This window comes from Mitsuokella sp. AF33-22 (assembly GCF_003475755.1).
GTDB lineage: Bacteria > Bacillota > Negativicutes > Selenomonadales > Selenomonadaceae > Mitsuokella.
The window spans coordinates 89,976-110,150 of the sequence record NZ_QRQA01000004.1; the positions used below are offsets into that span (position 1 = coordinate 89,976).

17 protein-coding genes and 1 pseudogene are annotated in these 20,175 nt (G+C 60.4%); 17 read left to right on the forward strand and 1 reads right to left on the reverse strand.

Going from position 1 to position 20,175, the window contains the following annotated elements; genetic code table 11:
- The first annotated feature begins 8 nt into the window (after positions 1–8).
- The 13 genes and pseudogenes from hisS (at position 9) to DWZ54_RS03635 (ending at position 11,884) form a co-directional block, all read left to right on the forward strand.
- The gene (hisS, locus tag DWZ54_RS03580) at positions 9–1,274 is read left to right on the forward strand and encodes a histidine--tRNA ligase (RefSeq protein WP_118474538.1); all 1,266 of its coding nucleotides are present in this window, start codon (positions 9–11) and stop codon (positions 1,272–1,274) included.
- The gene (gene aspS / locus DWZ54_RS03585) at positions 1,274–3,085 is read left to right on the forward strand and encodes an aspartate--tRNA ligase (RefSeq protein WP_118014332.1); all 1,812 of its coding nucleotides are present in this window, start codon (positions 1,274–1,276) and stop codon (positions 3,083–3,085) included. Before hisS ends, aspS begins: the two co-directional genes overlap by 1 nt.
- A 224-nt stretch (positions 3,086–3,309) precedes the next feature.
- Positions 3,310–3,987 carry a WecB/TagA/CpsF family glycosyltransferase gene (locus DWZ54_RS03590; protein WP_118474609.1) on the forward strand — a complete coding sequence of 226 codons (678 nt, stop codon included), beginning with the start codon at positions 3,310–3,312 and terminating at the stop codon, positions 3,985–3,987.
- Between the two features lie 160 nt (positions 3,988–4,147).
- A complete protein-coding gene (locus tag DWZ54_RS03595; protein ID WP_118474539.1) occupies positions 4,148–4,780 on the forward strand; it encodes a phosphatidylserine decarboxylase family protein in 633 nt (210 codons plus the stop codon).
- Positions 4,780–5,490, forward strand: a complete 711-nt coding sequence (gene pssA / locus DWZ54_RS03600; RefSeq protein WP_118474540.1) for a CDP-diacylglycerol--serine O-phosphatidyltransferase — start codon at positions 4,780–4,782, stop codon at positions 5,488–5,490. The genes DWZ54_RS03595 and pssA overlap by 1 nt, the downstream gene beginning before the upstream one ends.
- Before the next feature lie 33 nt (positions 5,491–5,523).
- Positions 5,524–6,765: a glycosyltransferase family 2 protein gene (locus DWZ54_RS03605; RefSeq protein ID WP_118014461.1), complete on the forward strand. Its 1,242-nt coding sequence runs from the start codon at positions 5,524–5,526 to the stop codon at positions 6,763–6,765.
- 76 nt (positions 6,766–6,841) lie between these two features.
- Entirely contained in the window at positions 6,842–7,219 is a 378-nt protein-coding gene (gene queD, locus DWZ54_RS03610; protein ID WP_118474541.1) for a 6-carboxytetrahydropterin synthase QueD, read from the forward strand.
- Between the two features lie 3 nt (positions 7,220–7,222).
- Positions 7,223–7,954, forward strand: a complete 732-nt coding sequence (locus tag DWZ54_RS03615) for a 7-carboxy-7-deazaguanine synthase QueE (RefSeq protein WP_118014324.1) — start codon at positions 7,223–7,225, stop codon at positions 7,952–7,954.
- A 54-nt stretch (positions 7,955–8,008) separates the two neighbouring features.
- Entirely contained in the window at positions 8,009–8,587 is a 579-nt protein-coding gene (locus DWZ54_RS03620) for a xanthine phosphoribosyltransferase (RefSeq protein WP_118014322.1), read from the forward strand.
- 13 nt (positions 8,588–8,600) lie between these two features.
- Positions 8,601–9,962 (forward strand): nucleobase:cation symporter-2 family protein, encoded by a 1,362-nt coding sequence (locus DWZ54_RS03625; RefSeq protein ID WP_370245731.1) that lies wholly within the window; start codon positions 8,601–8,603, stop codon positions 9,960–9,962.
- Between the two features lie 147 nt (positions 9,963–10,109).
- Positions 10,110–10,550, forward strand: a pseudogene (locus DWZ54_RS12130) (radical SAM protein); the annotation flags it as partial.
- Positions 10,551–10,872: 322 nt separating this feature from the next.
- Entirely contained in the window at positions 10,873–11,094 is a 222-nt protein-coding gene (locus tag DWZ54_RS11995) for a hypothetical protein (protein WP_233541606.1), read from the forward strand.
- Positions 11,063–11,884 (forward strand): TonB-dependent siderophore receptor, encoded by an 822-nt coding sequence (locus tag DWZ54_RS03635; protein ID WP_118474542.1) that lies wholly within the window; start codon positions 11,063–11,065, stop codon positions 11,882–11,884. Before DWZ54_RS11995 ends, DWZ54_RS03635 begins: the two co-directional genes overlap by 32 nt.
- A 125-nt stretch (positions 11,885–12,009) precedes the next feature.
- On the opposite strand, the gene budA is transcribed toward DWZ54_RS03635, so the two are convergent.
- The gene (gene budA, locus DWZ54_RS03640) at positions 12,010–12,780 is read right to left on the reverse strand and encodes an acetolactate decarboxylase (protein WP_118474543.1); all 771 of its coding nucleotides are present in this window, start codon (positions 12,778–12,780) and stop codon (positions 12,010–12,012) included.
- A gap of 324 nt (positions 12,781–13,104) precedes the next feature.
- Between budA and DWZ54_RS03645 the strand changes: the two genes are divergently transcribed.
- From DWZ54_RS03645 to DWZ54_RS03660, 4 genes are all read left to right on the forward strand, one after another.
- Positions 13,105–14,754 (forward strand): putative manganese-dependent inorganic diphosphatase, encoded by a 1,650-nt coding sequence (locus DWZ54_RS03645; RefSeq protein WP_118014318.1) that lies wholly within the window; start codon positions 13,105–13,107, stop codon positions 14,752–14,754.
- 114 nt (positions 14,755–14,868) lie between these two features.
- Positions 14,869–17,175: a DNA helicase PcrA gene (pcrA, locus tag DWZ54_RS03650; protein ID WP_118474544.1), complete on the forward strand. Its 2,307-nt coding sequence runs from the start codon at positions 14,869–14,871 to the stop codon at positions 17,173–17,175.
- A 42-nt stretch (positions 17,176–17,217) separates the two neighbouring features.
- The gene (gene ligA / locus DWZ54_RS03655) at positions 17,218–19,311 is read left to right on the forward strand and encodes an NAD-dependent DNA ligase LigA (protein ID WP_118474545.1); all 2,094 of its coding nucleotides are present in this window, start codon (positions 17,218–17,220) and stop codon (positions 19,309–19,311) included.
- Between the two features lie 107 nt (positions 19,312–19,418).
- Positions 19,419–20,081 carry a carboxypeptidase regulatory-like domain-containing protein gene (locus tag DWZ54_RS03660; RefSeq protein WP_118474546.1) on the forward strand — a complete coding sequence of 221 codons (663 nt, stop codon included), beginning with the start codon at positions 19,419–19,421 and terminating at the stop codon, positions 20,079–20,081.
- Positions 20,082–20,175: the final 94 nt, after the last annotated feature.

Consider the following 20,175-nt stretch of genomic DNA (forward strand, 5'->3'; position numbering starts at 1 on the left):
GAAGATTCATGCTCACCAATGCCCCTCGGGGAACAAAGGACATTCTGCCGGATACCGTCGGCGAATGGAATTACGTGGAACAGAAAATCCGTGAGATTTGCGGCCGTTATGGATTCGAGGAAATCCGCACGCCGCTTTTCGAGCATACGGAGCTGTTCCATCGCGGCATCGGCGAAGGAACCGATGTCGTCGACAAGGAAATGTACACGTTTGAGGACCGCGGCGGACGCAGCATCACGCTGCGCCCGGAGAATACGGCTTCGGCCGTGCGCGCCTACCTGCAGAACAAGCTTTACGGCGATTCCTCGCTCGTCAAGCTCTTCTACATCGGCTCGATGTTCCGCTACGACCGCCCGCAGGCCGGCCGCATGCGCGAATTCCATCAGTTCGGCGTCGAATCGCTCGGCGAGGAGAACCCGATGACGGATGCCGAGGTCATCATGCTGGCCGTGGATTTCCTGCAGTCCCTCGGGCTCAAGGATCTCAAGCTGAGTCTCAACTCCGTCGGCTGTCCGAAGTGCCGCCCGACGTACCGCAAGGTCCTGCAGGACTACTTCCGCGACAAGCTCGATGATCTCTGCGACGACTGCAAGGACCGCTTCGAGCGCAGCCCGCTGCGCATCCTCGACTGCAAGGCCGATGCTGACAAGCCCTTCATGGCAGGCGCTCCGAAGATCACGGACTGCCTCTGCGAGGAGTGCCAGGAGCACTTCCACAAGGTGCAGGAGTACCTGACGGAAGCGGGCATTGCGTTTGAGCTCGACCCGCGTCTCGTGCGCGGCCTCGACTACTATACGAAGACGGCCTTTGAGATCAAGTATGCGCCGCTCGGCGCGCAGAGCGCCGTTGCCGGCGGCGGACGCTACGACGGCCTCATCGAGGAGATCGGCGGCAAGCCGACGCCGGCCGTCGGCTTTGCGACAGGCCTCGAGCGCGTGCTGCTGGCCCTCGAGAAGCAGGGGCTCATTCCCGAGCAGCCGAAGCAGACGGATGCATTTGTCGTGGCACTCGGCGATGCGGCCAAGGCGCCTGCCTTCAAGCTCCTGACGGAGCTGCGCCGCGCGGGCCTCAAGGCTGGCATGGATTATGCCGGCCGCAGCATGAAGGCCCAGATGAAACAGGCAAACAAGGCACATGCCCGCTTTGCGCTGATCATCGGTGAAGATGAAGTCAAGGAATCCTGCGTGATGCTCAAGGATATGGAAAAGAGCGAACAGCAGAAGGTTTCCTTTGATGCTATTATAGAAAAGCTATGTGCTGAGGTGAAAGGTTAATGGAAACATTACAAGGTATGAAGCGCACCCATCATTGCGGTGCCCTTCGCAAGACGGAAGTCGGCCAGGAAGTCGTACTCTGCGGCTGGGTTTCCCGTCGTCGCGATCACGGCGGACTGATCTTCGTCGACATGCGTGACCGTTCGGGCTTTGTCCAGATCGTCTTCGACGAGGCTGCCATGAACGAAGGTACGTTCCACAAGGCAGAGTCCCTGCGCAACGAGTTCTGCATCGCGGTACGCGGCAAGATCCGCGCCCGCAGCGAGGAGACGATCAACCCGAACATCGAGACGGGCGAGATTGAGGTCGTCTGCGCCGAACTGCGCATCCTCAACACCTCGAAGACGCCGCCGTTCTACATCCAGGATGGTGTGGACGTCGACGAGATGGTCCGCCTGAAGTACCGCTATCTCGATCTGCGCCGCCCGGAGATGCAGTACAACATCATCCTGCGTCACCGCGTGACGAAGATCATGCGCGACTTCTTCGACAACCACGGCTTCCTCGAAATCGAGACGCCGATGCTCTGCAAGAGCACGCCGGAAGGCGCGCGCGACTTCCTCGTGCCGAGCCGCGTCAACCCGGGCGAGTTCTACGCCCTGCCGCAGTCCCCGCAGATCTTCAAGCAGCTGCTGCAGGTCGCGGGCTTCGAGAAGTACTTCCAGATCGTCCGCTGCTTCCGCGATGAGGACCTGCGCGCTGACCGCCAGCCGGAATTCACGCAGCTCGATATCGAGATGAGCTTCATGGACCAGGATGATATCCTGACGATGATGGAAGAAATGATCAAGGAGCTCTTCAAGAAGGCCATCGGTGCCGACATCCCGACGCCGTTTGAGCGCATGGAGTGGGATACGGCCATGGACAAGTACGGTTCCGACAAGCCGGACCTGCGCTTCGACATGCCGCTCATGGACATCTCCGAGTACGTCAAGGGCTCGAGCTTCAAGGTGTTCAATTCCGTCATCGAGAACGGCGGCATGGTCAAGTGCATCAAGGTTGACGGCTATGCTGACATCCCGCGCCGCCGCCTCGACGACCTCGTCAAGTTCGTCCAGATCTACGGTGCCAAAGGCCTTGCCTGGATCCAGTACACGGCAGACGGCATCAAGAGCCCGTTCAAGAAGTTCTATGAGGACGAGACGTTCGCCAAGATCGCTGAGGCAACGGGCGCCAAGACGGGCGACCTGCTGCTCGTCGTCGCCGACAAGCGCCTCGTCGTCGACACGGCTCTCGGCCAGCTGCGCCTCGAGATGGGCAAGGAGCGCGGCCTCATTGATCCCGACAAGCTCCGCTTCCTCTGGGTCGTCGACTTCCCGATGTACGAGTGGAGTGACGAGGAGAAGCGCTTCAAGGCCATGCACCATCCGTTCACGGCTCCGCGCGACGAAGATATCAGCCTCCTCAACACGGACCGCATGGGCGATGTCAAGGCCAAGGCCTACGACATGGTCCTCAACGGCGTCGAGATCGGCGGCGGCTCGCTGCGCATCTACAACGCCGACCTGCAGGAGAAGGTCTTCGAGTCCCTCGGCCTCACGCCGGAGCAGGCTCATACGAAGTTCGGCTTCATGATGGATGCCTTCCAGTACGGCACGCCGCCGCATGGTGGCCTCGCCTTCGGCCTCGACCGCCTCGTCATGCTCATGGCGAAGCGCCAGTCCATTCGCGACGTCATCGCCTTCCCGAAGACGCAGAGCGCACGCGACGTCATGTCGAACGCACCGTCGCCGGTCGACGAGAAGCAGCTGCGCGAGCTTTCCATCCGCACGGCCGTCAAGAAGAAGGAAAACAAAGAGCATAAGGAATAAGGCATACGCCGGTTCCAGGCTGTAAGGGCCCGGGCAGCATGAGAGGCTGCCCGGGTCTTTTGCATCTTCTGGTTTTTTATGCTACAATCTATAAATACTACAGAAAACAATACAGAGATTCTGCGCGCGTGCGCCGAGGGGAAGACGCGCGCCGCGAATGTACGGAGGGTTACGAAGTGCCAGAGAAAATCGATATCTTGGGCGTGCAGGTTGATCCTGTCACCATGCAGCAGGCCGTCAGGCAGGTGGAAACGTATATGGATGAGCGCAGCGGCGTCATGGTCGCGACGGCCAATGCCGAGATGATCATGCGCGCGACGCACGATGGGGAACTCCTGCATATACTCAACGACTGCGCCCTCGTCGTGCCGGATGGTGCGGGCACGGTCTGGGCCGCGCATCACCTCGGCCATGAGATGCCGGAGCGCGTGGCCGGATACGACCTCGCGCAGGAGCTCATGCGCCGTGCGCCGGAGAAGAAGCGCCGCATCTTCTTCTTCGGTTCGGCGCCCGGCGTCGCGGAGCTCGCGAAGAAAAAGGCCGAGACGCTCTATCCGGGCATCGAGATCGTCGGCACGCGCAACGGCTTCTTCGCAGAAAAGGACGAGCCGGAAATCATCAAAGAGATCCAGGCGGCAAAACCGGATCTTCTGCTCGTGGCACTCGGCGTGCCCAAGCAGGAGAAGTGGCTCTACAAGTACCGCCGGGAACTCGGCGTGCCCGTCTCGATTGGTGTCGGCGGCACGCTCGACGTCATGGCCGGCGTCATGAAGCGCGCGCCGCGCTGGATGCAGAAGGCTAAGCTCGAGTGGCTCTTCCGCGGCATGCTGCAGCCGAAGCGCGCCGGCCGCCTCATGGCGCTGCCGAAATTCGTGCTCAAGGTGCACCGTGCGAAACGCTGAACTTGCGGCTTTTTATGGACAAAGCGGAACCTATCCGTTATAATTGAAAGATAGCAGGCAGGTCAGTGCAAACTGGCCTGCTAAGTCTGTGCGTGATGTCATGTGCCGGCCGTTTTTCACGGCCCTGTCATGACTCAAGATTTGTTCAGGAGGTGGAGTTTTGGCTCCGATTATTTCAGAGGGATACCCGTTCATCGGCGGCTGTTTCCTGCTGACCCTGCTCATGGCCTGGTCGATTCATCCCGCCGTGGCGGTCATCCCGTTCGTCCTCATGCTGTACTTCTGTTACTTCTTCCGGAATCCGAAGCGCCACATCGTGCTCGATGATACGGCCATCCTGTCGCCGGCTGACGGTACGGTTACGGACATCGTGCCGCTTGAGTCGGACGAATTTGTGCAGGAACCCTGCAACAAGGTCATCATCTTCATGTCCGTCTTCAATGTGCACGTCAACAGGAGCCCGATTGCCGGCGAGATCAAGCTGCAGAAGTACTTCTGCGGCCGCTTCCGCCCCGCCTACAAGGATACGGTGGGCTTTGAGAACGAGCATCACCTGCTCGGCATCGAGAATGACCGCGTGCGCATCTCGGTCAAGCAGATCGCCGGCATCCTCGCACGGCGCATCGTTTCGTATGTGACGCTTGACGACAAGCTCCAGCAGGGCGAGCTCTACGGCATGATCAAGTTCGGCTCGTGCCTCGAGGTCGTCATGCCGAGAAACGTCGCGGTGACAGTCGAGAAGGGCCAGAAGGTCACGGGAGGCAAAACCATTATCGGGAGGATAAAAGACTGATGGATTATCGCAGGTTAATACCGAATATGTGTACTTCATCGAACCTTGTCTTCGGCATGTGTTCGATTCTTTCCACGTACAGTGGCAATTTCTTCTGGGGCTCGCTCTTCATCCTGCTGGCCCTCGTGGCCGACGGCATGGACGGCCGTACGGCGCGCTTCTTCGGCGTGGCCAGCGAGATGGGCAAGGAGATGGATTCCCTTTGCGATCTCGGCTCCTTCGGCGTGGCGCCGGCCTTCCTCGCCTGGGCCTTCGTGCTGCACAATCACGGCCCGCTCGGCGTGGCCGTCGTCATCTTCTTTGCCATCTGCGGCATGTGGCGCCTCGCGCGCTTCAACGTCAACGCCTCGGTCGTACACGGCTACTTCATGGGCCTGGCCATCCCGGCGGGCGGCAACATCGTCGCGATGACGACGCTGCTCTTCTATGAGCTCGGCGTCGATCCCATGACGTTCGGCATCGCGTACCCTCTCATCATGGCCTTTGTCGGCTGGCTCATGGTCAGCCATGTCCATTATCCGAACTTCAAGGGCGATGGAGCGGAGCCTGTGTACCTGCTTTCGAAAGTCATTGCCGTCATCCTGTTCCTCGCCATCCTCTGGCTCGGCCATGCGGCACTCCTGGCGGCTCTTGCGGTTGCCGTATTCTGCACGTATGCGGTACTGGGCATCGTCAATTCTCTGCTGGCAAGTTTTGCAAAGAAAGGCTGATTGTTTTTGTTCACACATCCTTTTGACATCATCATGGTGCCAATGCAGATCCTGATTTTCCTCTTTACGCTCTACTTCTTCCTGATCGGCTTTTGCGGCATGTGGCGCCGCAAGGAGGTAAAGATCAAGACCCCGCGCAAGACGTTCGCGCTCGTCGTCGCGGCGCACAACGAGCATGCCGTCATCGGCCAGCTCGTCGAGAACCTCAAGCAGCTCAACTATCCCAAGGACATGTACGACATCTACGTCATTGCGGACAACTGCTCGGACAACACGGCGGAGATCGCCGAAAAGGCCGGCGCACTCGTACACGTGCGCACGCATCCGACGAAGAAGAGCAAGGGCTACGCCCTGCAGTGGATGTTTGACCGCTTGTTCAAGATGGACAAGCAGTACGATGCCGTCTGCGTCTTCGATGCCGACAACCTCGTGCATCCACAGTTCCTCATGGAGATGAACAACCGCCTCTGCAAGGGCGACAAGGTCATCCAGGGCTACATGGATGCGAAGAACCCGTACGATACCTGGGTGTCGGGCACGTTTGCCATCGCGTTCTGGGTCATCTGCTACATCTCGCATCTCGCGAAGTCGAACATCGGCCTTTCAGCCTGCCTCGGCGGCACGGGCATGTGCTTTGACTCCGAGATCCTCAAGAAGCACGGCTGGCAGGCAACCTGCCTGACGGAGGACATGGAGTTCACGATGAAGTGCATGGCTGAAGGCATCAAGACGAGCTGGGCGCATGACGCCATCATCTACGATGAAAAGCCGCTGACGTTCAAGCAGTCGTGGAATCAGCGCCGCCGCTGGGCGCAGGGCCAGTTCGATGTCGGCAACCGCTTCATCCCGAAGATGCTCAAAGCCGGCTGGAAGCACAAGGACATCCGCATGTGGGATGAATGCATCTACCTCATGCAGCCGCACTTCCTGATGATCTCGACCATCTTCATCGTCATCAGCTACATCCAGCTCGCGTTCCCGCCGTTCTACACGAATATCTACAATTTCATGCCGTCGCAGCTCATGACGGCCATCATGCTCGGCCAGTACATCCTGCCGATGATCATCCTCATCAAGATTCGCGCCAAATGGAAGTCCTGGCTCTACATGCTCCTGTATCCGGTCTTCATCTACTCGTGGATCCCGATCATCTTCCTCGGCTTCATCCACCGCAACGAGCACGAGTGGAGCCATACGCAGCACACGCGCGCCATGAGCATGAACGATATCGTGGGCAACGTCAAGAACACGAAGTCCATCGACAAACAAGAATAAACGCAGCATTGCGTGAAACCTCCCTTGCTTTGCATGAGGGAGGTTTCTTTGCAATCGTTTTCGGGAGGAATTTTTCATGTATACCTTAAAAGTAGAGGGCGCCTTCGAGGCTGCCCACCGCGTCGTCAATTACCCGGGCAAATGCGACCGCCTGCACGGCCACAACTGGCTCGTCGAGGCCGAGGTGCGCGGCACCGAGCTCGATGAACTCGGCATGCTCGTCGATTTCAAGCTCGTCAAGCAGGCGCTCAAGTCGGTCCTCGACCGCTTTGACCACCGCTTTTTAAACGAGCTCGAGCCGTTCGCCTCGGGACTCAACCCGACGGCGGAGAACCTCGCACGCATCATCTTCGAGGAACTCGAGCCGCATGAGGCCTTCGTGCGCGACAGCCATCTTCATGCCATCACCGTCTATGAGACGCCGAAATCCAGCGTGACGTATACGAAGGAGTAAGCGATGCAGGAAAATCTCATTGAAATTTTCTCGTCCATCCAGGGCGAGGGCAAATACGTGGGCTGCCGGCAGGTCTTCGTGCGCTTCGAGGGCTGCAATCTCGACTGCCGCTACTGTGATACGGAGAATGCGCCGGGCAGCCATCCCGTCTGCGAGGTCGAGACGAGTGCCGGCTCGCGCCAGTTCGAGCATGTAAAGAATCCGCTGACGGTCCGCGAGGCCGCCGATGCGATCCGCCGCCTGCTCGAGGCCGTGCCGCATCAGGCCGTGAGCTTCACGGGCGGCGAGCCGCTCCTGCACGGCCCCTTCATCCGCGCGCTCGCGGAGCATCTCGATGCGCCGGTCTTCCTCGAGACGAACGGCACGCTCTACAGGCAGCTCGAGGAAATCCTCGATATCGTCGACATCATCAGCATGGACATCAAGCTGCCGAGCATCGTGCGCGAGCCGCAGTGGGAGGCACACAAGGCGTTCATCCGCCTCGCACGCGAGAAGGACCTCTACATCAAGCTCGTCGTCTCCGCCGAGACGAGCGACGCGGAATTCCACACGGCCGTTGGCATCGTGGCGGAGCTTGCGCCGGAGGTGCCGTTCATCATCCAGCCGGTCACGCCGTACGGCGGCTGCGAGGCGGCTGCCCCCGGGAAGATCCTCACGTATCAGGCGTATGCACTCCAGTATCTCAGGGATGTCCGCGTCATTCCGCAGACGCACAAGATGATCGGCCAGCTCTGAGTCTGAGACAGCCGTGTTGTTTTTGTTTTATTTTATTGAGGGGAAAGAATCGTCATGAAACTTTTGGAAGAGAGAATCAAGCGGGACGGCATCGTGCTGCCGGGCAATGTGCTCAAGGTGGACTCGTTCCTCAATCACCAGATCGACCCGGAATTGTCGCAGGCCATGGGCAGAGAATTTGCGCGCCTGTTTGCAGACGCCCATATCGACCGCGTGCTGACCATCGAGGCGTCGGGCATCGCCATCGGCGTGATGACGGCGCTCGAGATGCACGTGCCGCTCGTCTTTGCGCGCAAGAAGAAATCGGCGCTCATCAATGAGCCCATCTACACGCATCAGGTCTATTCCTACACGAAAAAGGAATACTCGGACGTTCTCGTCTTGCAGAAGTTCCTGCCGGCCGGCGAGAACATCCTGATCATCGACGACTTCCTCGCCAACGGCGAGGCGGCGCTCGGCCTCGCGAAGCTCGTCGAGGAAGCGGGCTCGAAGGTCGCGGGCATCGGCATCGCCATCGAGAAGGCGTTCCAGCCGGGCCATCAGCGCCTGCTCGATAAAGGCTACCACCTCGAAGCGCTCGCGAGCATCGCGTCGCTTGACGATGGCCAGGTCCGTTTCGTCGCGGAAGACTGAGGGGGAAAACATCGTGAATACTGCTGCTGCCGTCCATCCCGTCGATCAGAAACTGCCGTGGGGCAGGACGCTCGTCTACGCCTTCCAGCATGTCCTGGCGATGTACGCCGGTGCCGTGGCCGTGCCGCTCGTGCTCGCCGGGGCCGTCCATCTGACGACGGAAGAACTCATCTATCTCATCAATGCCGATCTCTTCACCTGCGGCATCGCGACCATCGTACAGGCGCTGAGCATCCGCAACTTCATCGGCTCCAAGCTGCCGATCGTGCAGGGCTGTACGTTCACGGCCGTCACGCCGATGATCATCATCGCCAATACGCACGGCGGCGGGGCGGCAGGCCTGCAGGTCGTCTACGGTGCAGCGATTTTTGCCGGCGTGGCCTGCTTCGTCATCAGCAATTTCTTCAGCAAGATGCTGCGCTTCTTCCCGCCGGTCGTCACGGGCTCCGTCATCACGGTCATCGGCCTTTCGCTGATGCCGGTCGCCGTCAACTGGATTGCCGGTGCGAATCCTTCAGCACCTGACTACTGCGACCCGGAGCACATCCTCATGGCAGCCGTCGTGCTCGCCATCATCCTCGTCATCTACCGCGTCTGCCGCGGCTTCCTGCGTCAGATTTCCGTGCTTTTAGGCCTTGTCATCGGCACAATCCTCGCCGATGCGCTCGGCATGGCGGATTTCCACGCCGTAGGGGAGGCGGCAATGCTCGGCATCACGACGCCGTTTGCCTTCGGCTATCCGGTATTTGAACCGGTTTCATGCCTCGCGATGACGCTCGTCATGCTCGTGACGATGGCGGAGACGACGGGTGATATCGTCGCGGTCACGGAGATCGTCGGCAAGCCGATGACGGAGAGCATGCTGACAAAAGCCCTGCGCGCCGATGGCTTCTCGACGGCGCTCGGCGGCATCTTCAACACGTTCCCGTACACGGCCTTCGCGCAGAACATCGGCCTCATCGGCATGACGGGCGTGCGCAGCCGCTACATCGTCGCCGTCTGCGGCGTCATGCTCATGATCCTCGGGCTCTTCCCGAAGATGGCGGCCGTTGTCGCGAGCGTGCCGACGATGGTCCTGGGCGGCGCGGGCCTCGCGATGTTCGGCATGGTGGCCGCCAGCGGCTTTCAGGCACTCTCGAAGGCCGAGCTCCACAAGAAGGGCAACATCATGGTCGTCGCCATCAGCGTGGCCGTCGCGCTGATTCCCATCGGCGTGCCGACGTTCTACAGCAAGTTCCCGACCTGGGTACAGATCATCTGCAACAGCGGCATCACGATTGGCAGCATCACGGCCATCCTCCTGAACCTCCTGCTGCGCGATGCCCCGGAGCCCGACGAGGAGAAATTGCCCTTCCGGAAGTCCAACGAAAAATAAAAGCGCATTAATTCTGCATTAAAATCCATCGCCGCCAAGTGGCGGCCAAGCCCTGTCAGCCCATACCTTCTGCGGCTGGCAGGGCTTTTTTGCAGGTTAAAAAGTGAATGCTGTTCATAATATATTCATTATGCCGTTTACATCCACATCCCGTTCTGCCAGACGAAATGCCTCTACTGCGCCTTTTATCAGCAGGCCAGCCGCCAGCAGGCCGAGGATGCCTACGTCGAGGCGCTGCTCAAGGAAATCGCACATGATGCGAAGCTGGAGCAGATCCGCACGGCCACGATTGACAGTGTGTTCTTCGGCGGCGGCACGCCGACTTCGCTCTCGCCGGCGAACGCGGGCAGACTGCTCGCTGCCGTGAGGGAGCAGTTCCATCTGGCACCGGATGCGGAGGTGACCATGGAAGGCCGCGTCCACGACCTCGTGCCGGAGAAGATCGAGGCGTGGCTCGCCGGCGGCGTCAACCGGATCTCGCTCGGCGTGCAGTCTTTCGACACGGCACTGCGCCGCCGCGTCGGCCGCATCGATGCCAGGGAAGAAGTGTTGCGGCGCCTGGCGCTTCTGCGCCGGGAGGATGTGACGATCATCGCCGACCTCATCTACGGGCTGCCGGGACAGGACCTTGCGTCGTGGCTCGCGGACATCCGGACGCTCGCGGAGGCCGATGTCGACGGCATGGACCTCTACCAGCTCAACATCTTCCCGGGCAGCGATCTCGAGAAGGCCCTGCGCACGGGCCGCGTGCCCGCCTGTGCCGACCTTGCCGGGCAGGCCGACCTTTACCTCGCGGCCCGCGACCAGCTGCTCGCAGAGGGCACGGAGCGCCTGAGCTTCTTCCACTGGCGGCGCCGTCGTCTATCCGTTTGGCTGCGGCGCCGGCGGCAATTTCGGCGGCCTAAGCTTTATGCAGCAGAGGGAACCTTCTGCCTATCAGCAGATGGTATCCCGCGGCGAAAAGCCCATCATGATGATGGCGCATCAGCTGGACGAGCGCGAGCAGCGCCTCTGCGACAGCCTGGTCAGCGACCTGGAGAAGGGCTTCGTCGATTTCCGCCGCCTGACGATGCTCGATTCGCGGCTCGAGGCGCTCGAATATGCGCTATGCGGCCCTTTACCTGCAGGATGAGTGGACGCCGCAGCAAAGATGGCTGCTGATCCCTTCGGTGCGCTGGGATTACAGCGACGTCTTCGGCAGCAAGGTGACGGCGAAAATCGGCAGCACGTACCAGCTCAGCAGGAATACCCGCCTCAAGGCGAACTTCGGCAGTGCTTACCGTGCGCCGACGGCCAGCGAGCTCTACATGGACTGGTCGCACGCAAGCTATGCCTATATCAAGGGCAACCCGGACCTGCGCCCCGAAACGGCGCTGAACTTCGACATCGGCCTCGAAGCCGAGCGTGGACGCACCTCCGGCAAGCTCTCGTATTTCCACAACAAGGTCAAGGACCTCATCGACTACGAATACGAAGGCGTCACATCAGGACTCTATACGTACCGTTATTATAATGTCGACCAGGCCGTCATCCAGGGCCTCGAGGCCGAGGCGAAGCAGCGGCTCGGCGATAAATTCTCGCTGCGCAGCACGTACACGTACCTCGACGCCGTCGACAGCACGACGGATGAACGCCTCGCGAACCGCGCCCGCCACAACGTCAAGCTCATGCTCACCTACGATGATGAAAAGGAAAGCGGCATCACGGCAACGCTCTGGCAGGACTGGCTGCTGAACTACCGCTATGAACTCGGCACGGACAGCGGCGTCACGCACCTCAACACGTTGAATTTCGTCATCAACAAGAAATTCAGGAGCGGTCTGCAGGCGTATTTCGGCGTCGACAACATCTTCGACAAGCGCAGTGTCAATCTCTTCAACGACGGCCGCGTCTGGCGCGGCGGCGTGAAGTACACGTTCTGAGACTCACGCAGCAGGCATCATCCGGATTCGATTGCATAGAAAACGCCCCGCCTGCGAAGGGAATATCCTTCGCGGACGGGGCGTTTCATTTGTTATATGGCTGCGGCAGTCCCGCGTGAGCGGGCTCAGTCGCCGGCGCCCTGCTCAATCTGGCGGATCTCGTCCTTGGAGGCCTGGTCGAGGGCGGCTTCCTGGAAGGCACGGTTGTGCGGGAGGTCGAGGACGAAGCGGTCTGTCTTGTTGATGATGGCGCGGCCGCTGACGAGGTGCAGGTCGAAGACGTGGCCGCCGACCTTGCGCGCGTCATCAATGAAGTGGAAGTGCCAGCCCGGCGTGTTGACGCCGTCGAGGTACTTCGGGAAGTAGAAGCAGACCAGCGTACCGTGGATGGAGTTGAAGCGGAAGCGGTCCTCATCCGTCTGCAGGACCTCGGCGAACGGCTTGAACGGCTCCTGCTGGCGGAGCTCCGTGCGGGCAGCGACGAAGTGGAAGTAGCCGTCGACGCGCATGACGTACATATTGTTGGGGCCGCGGTTCTCGAGATATTCGTCGAGTGCGTGGCGCAGGGCGTCGATGCTCGTCAGCGCATCGAACCGGAGGGAGTCGTTCGTCTCCTCGTCGAGGAAGGCGACGCTGGCGAACGGCGTCGTGTCGTGGGGGCGGGCCTCGATGGCCTTGCCGCCCTTGACGATGCGGTAGCAGTGGCCATCGATGACGACGAGCTCGCCGTCGACGGCATCGAAGGTGCCAAGGCCCGTGTTGCCGTGCGTGAGCAGGTCCTGGACTTCGAGGCAGCCGTAAAAATTGCCCATGACGAGGGCCTGCAGGGTGGAAATCTGGTAGACAGGATTCCGCTGGTCGGAAGGGACGAGGGCAGAAGATGATTCGGGTTTCATGAGCTCCTCCTTGTAGTATGATAGGGGTAAACGATTGCTTATTCGTTAAAGACAATAGCTTGGAGTTATTTCTTTTATATGTAATAATCCCTCTCAATATAAGGGAATATCCGGAAATTGTCAAATAAAATCTGCATATAAAAATATAATGACCTCCTAAAATGGATAAATGTCCATATAAAATATCCGGGCCGGCCGGCGACTTTTCCGCAGAAGACCGGGCGGCCCACTGGACGGCAAAGAATTTTTTGCGTATAATGAATAATAGACTACGTCGTATCAAACGGGGGACTGCCCCGCTGCGAATAGAGGAGGATTTTTTAAATGAAGAGCACGAAACCGATTTATGTCACTGGCCATCGGAACCCGGATACGGATTCCATCTGCTCGGCGATCGGCTACGCCCATCTGAAACAGGCTCTGGGCGAGAATGCAGTACCGGCACGCGCCGGCAAGATCAACGCGGAGACGAAGTACGCGCTGGAGCACTTCAAGGTGGAACAGCCGCTGCTTTTGACGGATCTCTACCCGCGCGTCAAGGACATCACGCTCGACTGCAAGATCGTCGTCCGCCAGCACGATACGCTGCGCCGCCTCGGCGAAGTCATGCGCGAGCATGACCTCAAGTCCGTGCCGGTCACGGACAGCAAGGGCGTGCTCGTCGGCATCGTGACGGTTTCCGACCTCGCAAAACGCTACTTCCAGGAACTCAGCATGCAGCACCTCTCCGAGATGCGCGTGCGCTATCGCGACGTCATCGCCGCGACGGACAGCGAGGTCCTCGTCTCGGGCAATGAGAGCGATTTCATCACGGGCAGCGTCCGCATCGCCGCCGGCTCCATCAAGATGATCCAGGAAGTCATCGAGGAGAACGACATCGTCCTCGTCGGCGACCGCCACGATGAGACACTCATCGATATTGTCAACCAGGGCATTTCCTGCCTGATCGTCACGGGCAGCGGCCGCGTCTCGGCCGATGTCATCGAGGCAGCAGAGGCAAAGCACATGTTCGTGCTCTCGACGCCGTACGATACCTACACGGTCGCACGCCTCATCAACCAGTGCGTGCCAATCCGCCGCATCATGCATCCGGATCCGGTCTGCTTCAAGCCGCTTGACCTCCTCTCCGACATCAAGGGCACGATGGAAGAGACGAACTACCGCAATTATCCGGTCATGGAGAACGGCCGCCTCGTCGGCCTCGTGAGCCGCGACCAGCTCATGCTGCCGGAGCGCGACCGCGTGATCCTCGTCGACCACAACGAGCGCGGCCAGGCCGTAGAGGGCATCGAGGAAGCCAAGATCGTCGAGATCATCGACCATCATCGCCTCGGCGGCGTCCAGACGGGCGAGCCAATCTTCACGCGCGTCGAGCCGGTCGGCTGCACGGCCACGATCGTCTCGAACATGCACTGGGAGCACGATGTGGAGATTCCGCCTTCCATCGCCGGCCTGCTGCTCTCCGCCATCCTCTCCGATACGGTCCTCTTCAAGAGCCCGACGTGCACGCCGCGTGACAAGAAGACGGCCGAGCGCCTCGCTGAGATCGCCGGCGTCGACATCAACGAGTACGGCATGGCCATGCTCAAGGCTGGTTCCGGCATCGGCGACATGACGCCGGCTGAGATCGCCAAGAACGACCTCAAGGAATTCCAGATCGGCGACTACCGCATCATCGTCAGCCAGATCTCCGTCATGGACCCGAAGGAGGTCATGGACCTTGAGCCGCAGCTCATCGAAGCCATGAAGAACATCTGCGAGAAGGAAGGCTTCGACATGAGCCTCGTCATGGTCACGGATATTCTGCAGGAAGCCACGTACCTCTTGTTCGCCGGTTCGCCGCGCACGCTCATCGGCGAGGCCTTCAAGAAGGATGCCAGCGGCACGCACATCTATCTGCCGGGCGTCATGAGCCGCAAGAAGCAGATCATCCCGCCGCTTTCCGAGGCCGTCAAGCGCATCGCCAAGAAGTAAGGCGCAGACCCTGCAATTTCATGCACGACATCAAGCCTTCCCCTGCCTTATCGGGGGAAGGCTTTCCTGTCGCGTACATCGTTTTCAGCATCAAGAGGAACTTAGGAGGAAATTTTGGATATTTTCAGCGGACTGAATCCAGCACAGAAGAAGGCAGTGGAGCACACCGACGGGCCTCTGCTCATCATGGCCGGCGCCGGCTCGGGCAAGACGAAGGTCCTGACCTGCAAGATCGCGAATCTCCTTGCCCAGGGCGTTGCGCCCTACAGCATCCTGGCCATCACCTTCACGAACAAGGCGGCCACGGAGATGCGCGAGCGCGTCGACCGCATGATCGGGGAGAAGGCCAAGGATGTCTGGCTCAGCACGTTCCACTCATTCTGCGCCCGCTTCCTGCGCCGTGAGATCGAGGCGACGGACATCTACAAGCGCAACTTTGTCATCTACGATTCGTCGGACAGCCAGACGGTCATCAAGGAGTGCCTCAAGGAACTCAATCTCGACGACAAGCAGTACACGCCTGCAAGCGTCCAGAACGCGATCTCGAATGCCAAGAACCAGCTCATGGGCCCGAAGGCCATGGAGCGCGACGCCGACACGTTCTTCCAGAAGAAGGTCGCGGAGGTCTACCGTCTCTATGCACAGAAGCTGCGCCTCAACAACGCGCTGGATTTTGATGATCTTCTGATGATCTCGGTGCTGCTGCTCGAGGAGAACGAGGACATCCGCACGAAGTACCAGGGACGCTTCCGCTACATCCTCGTCGACGAGTACCAGGATACGAACGGCGCGCAGTATCAGCTCACGAAGATCCTCGCGGCGCGCCACCACAATCTCTGCGTCGTCGGCGATGCCGACCAGTCCATCTACGGCTGGCGCGGCGCCGACATCCGCAACATCATGGATTTCGAGCAGGATTATCCCGAGGCGAAGGTCATCAAGCTCGAGCAGAATTACCGCTCGACGAAGAACATCCTCGCCGCGGCCAATGCCGTCATCGAGCACAACGTCAACCGCAAGCCCAAGAAGCTCTGGACGGAGAATCCGACGGGCGAGAAGCTGACCTCGTATCAGGCCATGGACGAGCGCGACGAAGCGCAGTTCATCGTGACGACCATCCAGAAGCAGAAGACGATCTTCAATGCCTCGTACGGCGACATGGCCATCCTCTACCGCACGAACGCCCAGTCGCGCGTGCTCGAGGAGACGTTCATGCGCACGGGCATCCCCTACACGATGGTCGGCGGCCTCAAGTTCTACGATCGCAAGGAAATCAAGGACATCCTCGCGTACCTGCGCATCATCTACAATCCGCTCGATACCGTGAGCCTCATGCGCGTCATCAACGTGCCGAAGCGCGGCCTCGGCGCGACGACGCTCGGCAAGCTCAACGCCTATGCCGAGGAACACGAGCTCACGCTCTTCGACGTCATCTCGAATCCCGATGCCCTCGACGAGATTCCGGGCATCACGGCCCGCGTCAAGAAACCGCTCGAGCTCTTCACGACCTTCCTGTTCAACTTCATGAGCACGCATATGAACATGCACCTCGATGACCTCATCGACCGCATCCTCAAGGAATCGGGCTACCTGCGCGAGCTCGAGAGCGAGAGAAAGCCCGAAAATGAGTCGCGCATCGAAAACCTCAAGGAATTCATCGGCGTCGCGCGTGACTTCGAGAAGTCGGAGGAGAACCCGAACCTCGAGACCTTCCTCTCGCAGCTCTCGCTCGTCTCCGACATCGACAACGCCGACATCGAGGACGACCGCGTGACGCTCATGACGCTGCATTCGGCCAAGGGCCTTGAATTCCCAATCGTCTTCATGGTCGGCATGGAGGAGGGGCTCTTCCCGCACGCGCGCACGCTCATGAATCCCGAAGAAATCGAGGAGGAGCGCCGCACCTGCTACGTCGGCATCACGCGCGCCCAGCGCAAGCTCTACCTGACGAATGCCCGCCAGCGCACGATCTACGGCCGCACGAACTCGTATCCGCCCTCGCGCTTCCTCGAGGAGATTCCGGACGAATACGTGGAGCGCCTCGTGCCGCGCGCCAACGCCTACGGCTTTGCCAATGCCAATCATTACGGCGCCCAGCAGCGCTCAGGCTTCATGAGTTTCCGCCCGAGTGCCAGCCAGATGGGGCCGGGCACGCACTTTGCGGGCAAGCCGCAGTCGGCGCTCGAAGCGCTCGAGGCCCTGCAGAAGCGCCAGAATCCCGTACAGCCGGCAGCCGGCGTCATCCGTCCGGATACGAGCATCCGCTGGAAGGTCGGCGACAAGGCACGCCACGGCAAATGGGGCATCGGCACCGTCGTCTCGGTCAAGGGCAGCGGCGAGGAAGTTGAGCTCAAGATCGCGTTCCCGGGGCAGGGCGTCAAGGGCCTCATGCAGAAATACGCGCCAATCGAGAAGGCCTGACAGCAGGCCGTCGTGTGATGTTACGGCAAAGGGGGATTTTTGATGGCAGGAAAGACAGAGGAGGCCGAGCGCCTGCGCGCGCTGCGTGCGCCTGACTTCCAGGACCTTGAGGCGAAGGAGGATATCCGGGAAGTCAAGCGCGGGCTCACGCTTTTGCGCAAGGTCATCCGTTACCACAACAACCGCTATTACAATGAGGACAATCCGGAGATCTCGGACTACGAATACGACCAGCTGATGCTGCGCTTAAAGGCCGTTGAGGCGAAATATCCGGAGCTTGTCACGAAGAATTCGCCGACGCAGATGGTCGGCGGGCAGGCCCGGCGCACGGCCGGCGTGCTCGTCCGGCACGATGTGCCGATGCTCTCGCTGCAGGATGTCTTCTCGAAAGAGGAAATCTTCGCCTTCGTCGCGAGCATGCAGCAGGAGCTCGACGCGCCGGAATTCGTCGTCGAGGAGAAAATCGACGGCCTCTCCATGGCCCTGCGCTATGAGAACGGCGAGCTCGTGCGCGCCATCACGCGCGGCGACGGCATCGTGGAGGGCGAGGACGTCACGGAAAATGCCCGCGTCATCAAGGACGTGCGCCAGCACCTTCGGGACAGGCTGCCGTACTTCGAGATTCGCGGTGAGGTCTACATGGAGAAGGAGGCCTTCGAGGCCGTCAACGCGCGCCAGGAGCTCCTGGGGCTCAAGCCCTTCGCGAACCCGCGCAACTGCGCGGCCGGCACGCTGCGGCAGCTTGACAGCCGCATCACGAAGGAGCGCCATCTCTCGCTCTTCATCTTCAACCTGCAGACGGCCCGCGGGCGCGACTTCCAGACGCATACCGAGGCGTATGACTTCATGAAGGCGCAGGGCATCAAGGTCATCCACAATTACAAGGTCTGCCGCACGGCGGAAGAAGTCTGGCAGGCCATCACGGCCATCGGCGAGAGCCGCGGCAGCCTCGCCTACGACATCGACGGCGCCGTCGTCAAGCTCAACCGCTTCGCCGACCGTGAGAAACTCGGTGCGACGGCCAAGGTGCCGCGCTGGGCCATCGCCTACAAGTACCCGCCGGAGGAAAAGGAAACCGTCATCCGCAACATAGAGCTCTCGGTCGGCCGCACGGGCCGCATCACGCCGACGGCCGTCTTCGACCCGATCCGGCTCTGCGGCACGACGGTCGAGCGGGCGACGCTGCACAACCAGGACTTCATCGACGGGCTCGACGTGCGCCTCGGCGACACCGTGCGCGTCTACAAGTCGGGCGAGATCATCCCGAAGATCAAGGAAGTCGTTAAAGAGAAGCGCCCCGCCGGCACCGAGCCCTTCGTCATCGGCGATACCTGTCCCGTCTGCGGGGCGCCAGCCGTGCGCGAGCCCGACACGTCGGACATCAAGTGCCAGAATCCGAACTGCCCGGCCCAGCTCGAGAGCCACATCCTCAATTTTGTCGGCCGCACGGCCATGGACATCAAGGGCCTCGGCGAGGCCGCCATCCACGTGCTCATCGAGGAAGGCTACATCAGGAACATCGCCGACCTCTACACGCTGCAGGAGAAGCGCGGAGAACTCATCGAGAAGGGTATCATCGGCAAGCAGAAGAACACCGACAAGGTCCTCGCGGCCATCGAGGCGAGCAAAGCGAATGAGCCGCAGCGCCTGCTGACGGGCCTCGGCATCCCGGGCATCGGCCGCACGGCCGCCCGCGAGCTCATGCAGCACTTCGGCTCCATCGACGCGCTGGCCGCGGCCTCCGAGGAGGAGATCCTCGCGGTGCGCGACATGGGCGAGATCAGCGCGAAGGCCATCGCAAGCTATTTCAAGGACCCCGAGGACCAGAAGATCCTCGCCGCCTTCCGCGCTGCCGGCGTCAACTTCACGCAGCGGCAGACAGGTCCCGTCGATGAGCGCCTCGCGGGCAAGACGTTCGTCATCACGGGCACGCTGCCGAGTCTCAGCCGCAAGGATGCCGCCGCGCTCATCGAGAGCCACGGCGGCCGCGTCACGGGCTCCGTCTCGAAGAAGACGGATTACCTCGTGGCCGGCGAAGCCGCCGGCAGCAAGCTCCAGAAGGCACAGGACCTCGGCATCGCCATCCTCGACGAAGCGGGGCTCCAGTCCCTGTGCAGGGAACATCCTTCAGACTGATGACAGGAATTTGAACAGCAGGTATATTCGTGCATTCTGTGCGGACGTGCCTGCTGTTTGTGGTATAATGATGGAAAAGGCCGTAACGGAAGGAGAAGGTGAGGAATATGAAGCAGCAGAAGAGACAGAGAAGAACGGTCATGCGCGGCTGGCGCATCCTGGCGACGGCCATGGCCCTGGAGGCCGGCATGATGTTCGGGGGAGGCGTCATGCCCGCTGCGGCCGCTGAAGCTGAAATCGCGCAGGACACGCAGGCCGCTGAACAGGGGACGGGCTCCCTGCACGGCTACGTCTACACGCACGGCTCGGAGCGCGGCATGAAGATCGCTTCGGCGCCCGATGCCTCGGCAGGCGGCGTGAGCTGGGACCTTGCGGCGCCCAAGCACAAATTCTACGACAAGCCGGCTGACATCTGGCTGATTGATGAAGGCTACGCCCTCGAGAACCTCGGCGACAAGGCGGCGGAGGAATGGTACCGCACGGGCAAGCCTCCTGAGGGGGCGCCCATCTACCATGTGCAGACTGACAAGGAGGGCAAATACGCCTTCCGCGATCTGCCGGCGGGCATGTACTTTCTCATCGTCATCGACAGCTACGGGCGCGATGCCGCGCAGAACCTCACGGAACTCGACGCCAAGAAGCAGCTTTTCGCACGGCTGCCGAACGTCGAGGAATTTGAGATGTTCATCATCGGCTCGCGCAGCTGCCTCGTGCAGAAGGCTCGCATCAAGGCCAGTGAGGATACGGAAATCAAGCCGGGCGTCATCTGAGTATCATGGACATGACAAAAAAGAATCGCTGCGCAGAAGGATAAGTATATCTGTTTGTCGTATATTATGTAGCAATAAGTTCAACAATATGCAT

Bases quoted from the DNA above. Each gene is read 5' to 3' on its own strand.
- DWZ54_RS03635 (WP_118474542.1), top strand. From the start codon at position 11,063: ATGCGCTATGCGGCCCTTTACCTGCAGGATGAGTGGACGCCGCAGCAA.
- budA (WP_118474543.1), bottom strand. From the start codon at position 12,780: ATGAAACCCGAATCATCTTCTGCCCTCGTCCCTTCCGACCAGCGGAAT.
- DWZ54_RS03620 (WP_118014322.1), top strand. From the start codon at position 8,009: ATGAAACTTTTGGAAGAGAGAATCAAGCGGGACGGCATCGTGCTGCCG.
- aspS (WP_118014332.1), top strand. From the start codon at position 1,274: ATGGAAACATTACAAGGTATGAAGCGCACCCATCATTGCGGTGCCCTT.
- DWZ54_RS03615 (WP_118014324.1), top strand. From the start codon at position 7,223: ATGCAGGAAAATCTCATTGAAATTTTCTCGTCCATCCAGGGCGAGGGC.
- pssA (WP_118474540.1), top strand. From the start codon at position 4,780: ATGGATTATCGCAGGTTAATACCGAATATGTGTACTTCATCGAACCTT.
- DWZ54_RS03590 (WP_118474609.1), top strand. From the start codon at position 3,310: ATGCAGCAGGCCGTCAGGCAGGTGGAAACGTATATGGATGAGCGCAGC.
- DWZ54_RS03645 (WP_118014318.1), top strand. From the start codon at position 13,105: ATGAAGAGCACGAAACCGATTTATGTCACTGGCCATCGGAACCCGGAT.
- DWZ54_RS03605 (WP_118014461.1), top strand. From the start codon at position 5,524: ATGGTGCCAATGCAGATCCTGATTTTCCTCTTTACGCTCTACTTCTTC.
- DWZ54_RS03660 (WP_118474546.1), top strand. From the start codon at position 19,419: ATGAAGCAGCAGAAGAGACAGAGAAGAACGGTCATGCGCGGCTGGCGC.
- DWZ54_RS11995 (WP_233541606.1), top strand. From the start codon at position 10,873: ATGCAGCAGAGGGAACCTTCTGCCTATCAGCAGATGGTATCCCGCGGC.
- hisS (WP_118474538.1), top strand. From the start codon at position 9: ATGCTCACCAATGCCCCTCGGGGAACAAAGGACATTCTGCCGGATACC.
- queD (WP_118474541.1), top strand. From the start codon at position 6,842: ATGTATACCTTAAAAGTAGAGGGCGCCTTCGAGGCTGCCCACCGCGTC.
- ligA (WP_118474545.1), top strand. From the start codon at position 17,218: ATGGCAGGAAAGACAGAGGAGGCCGAGCGCCTGCGCGCGCTGCGTGCG.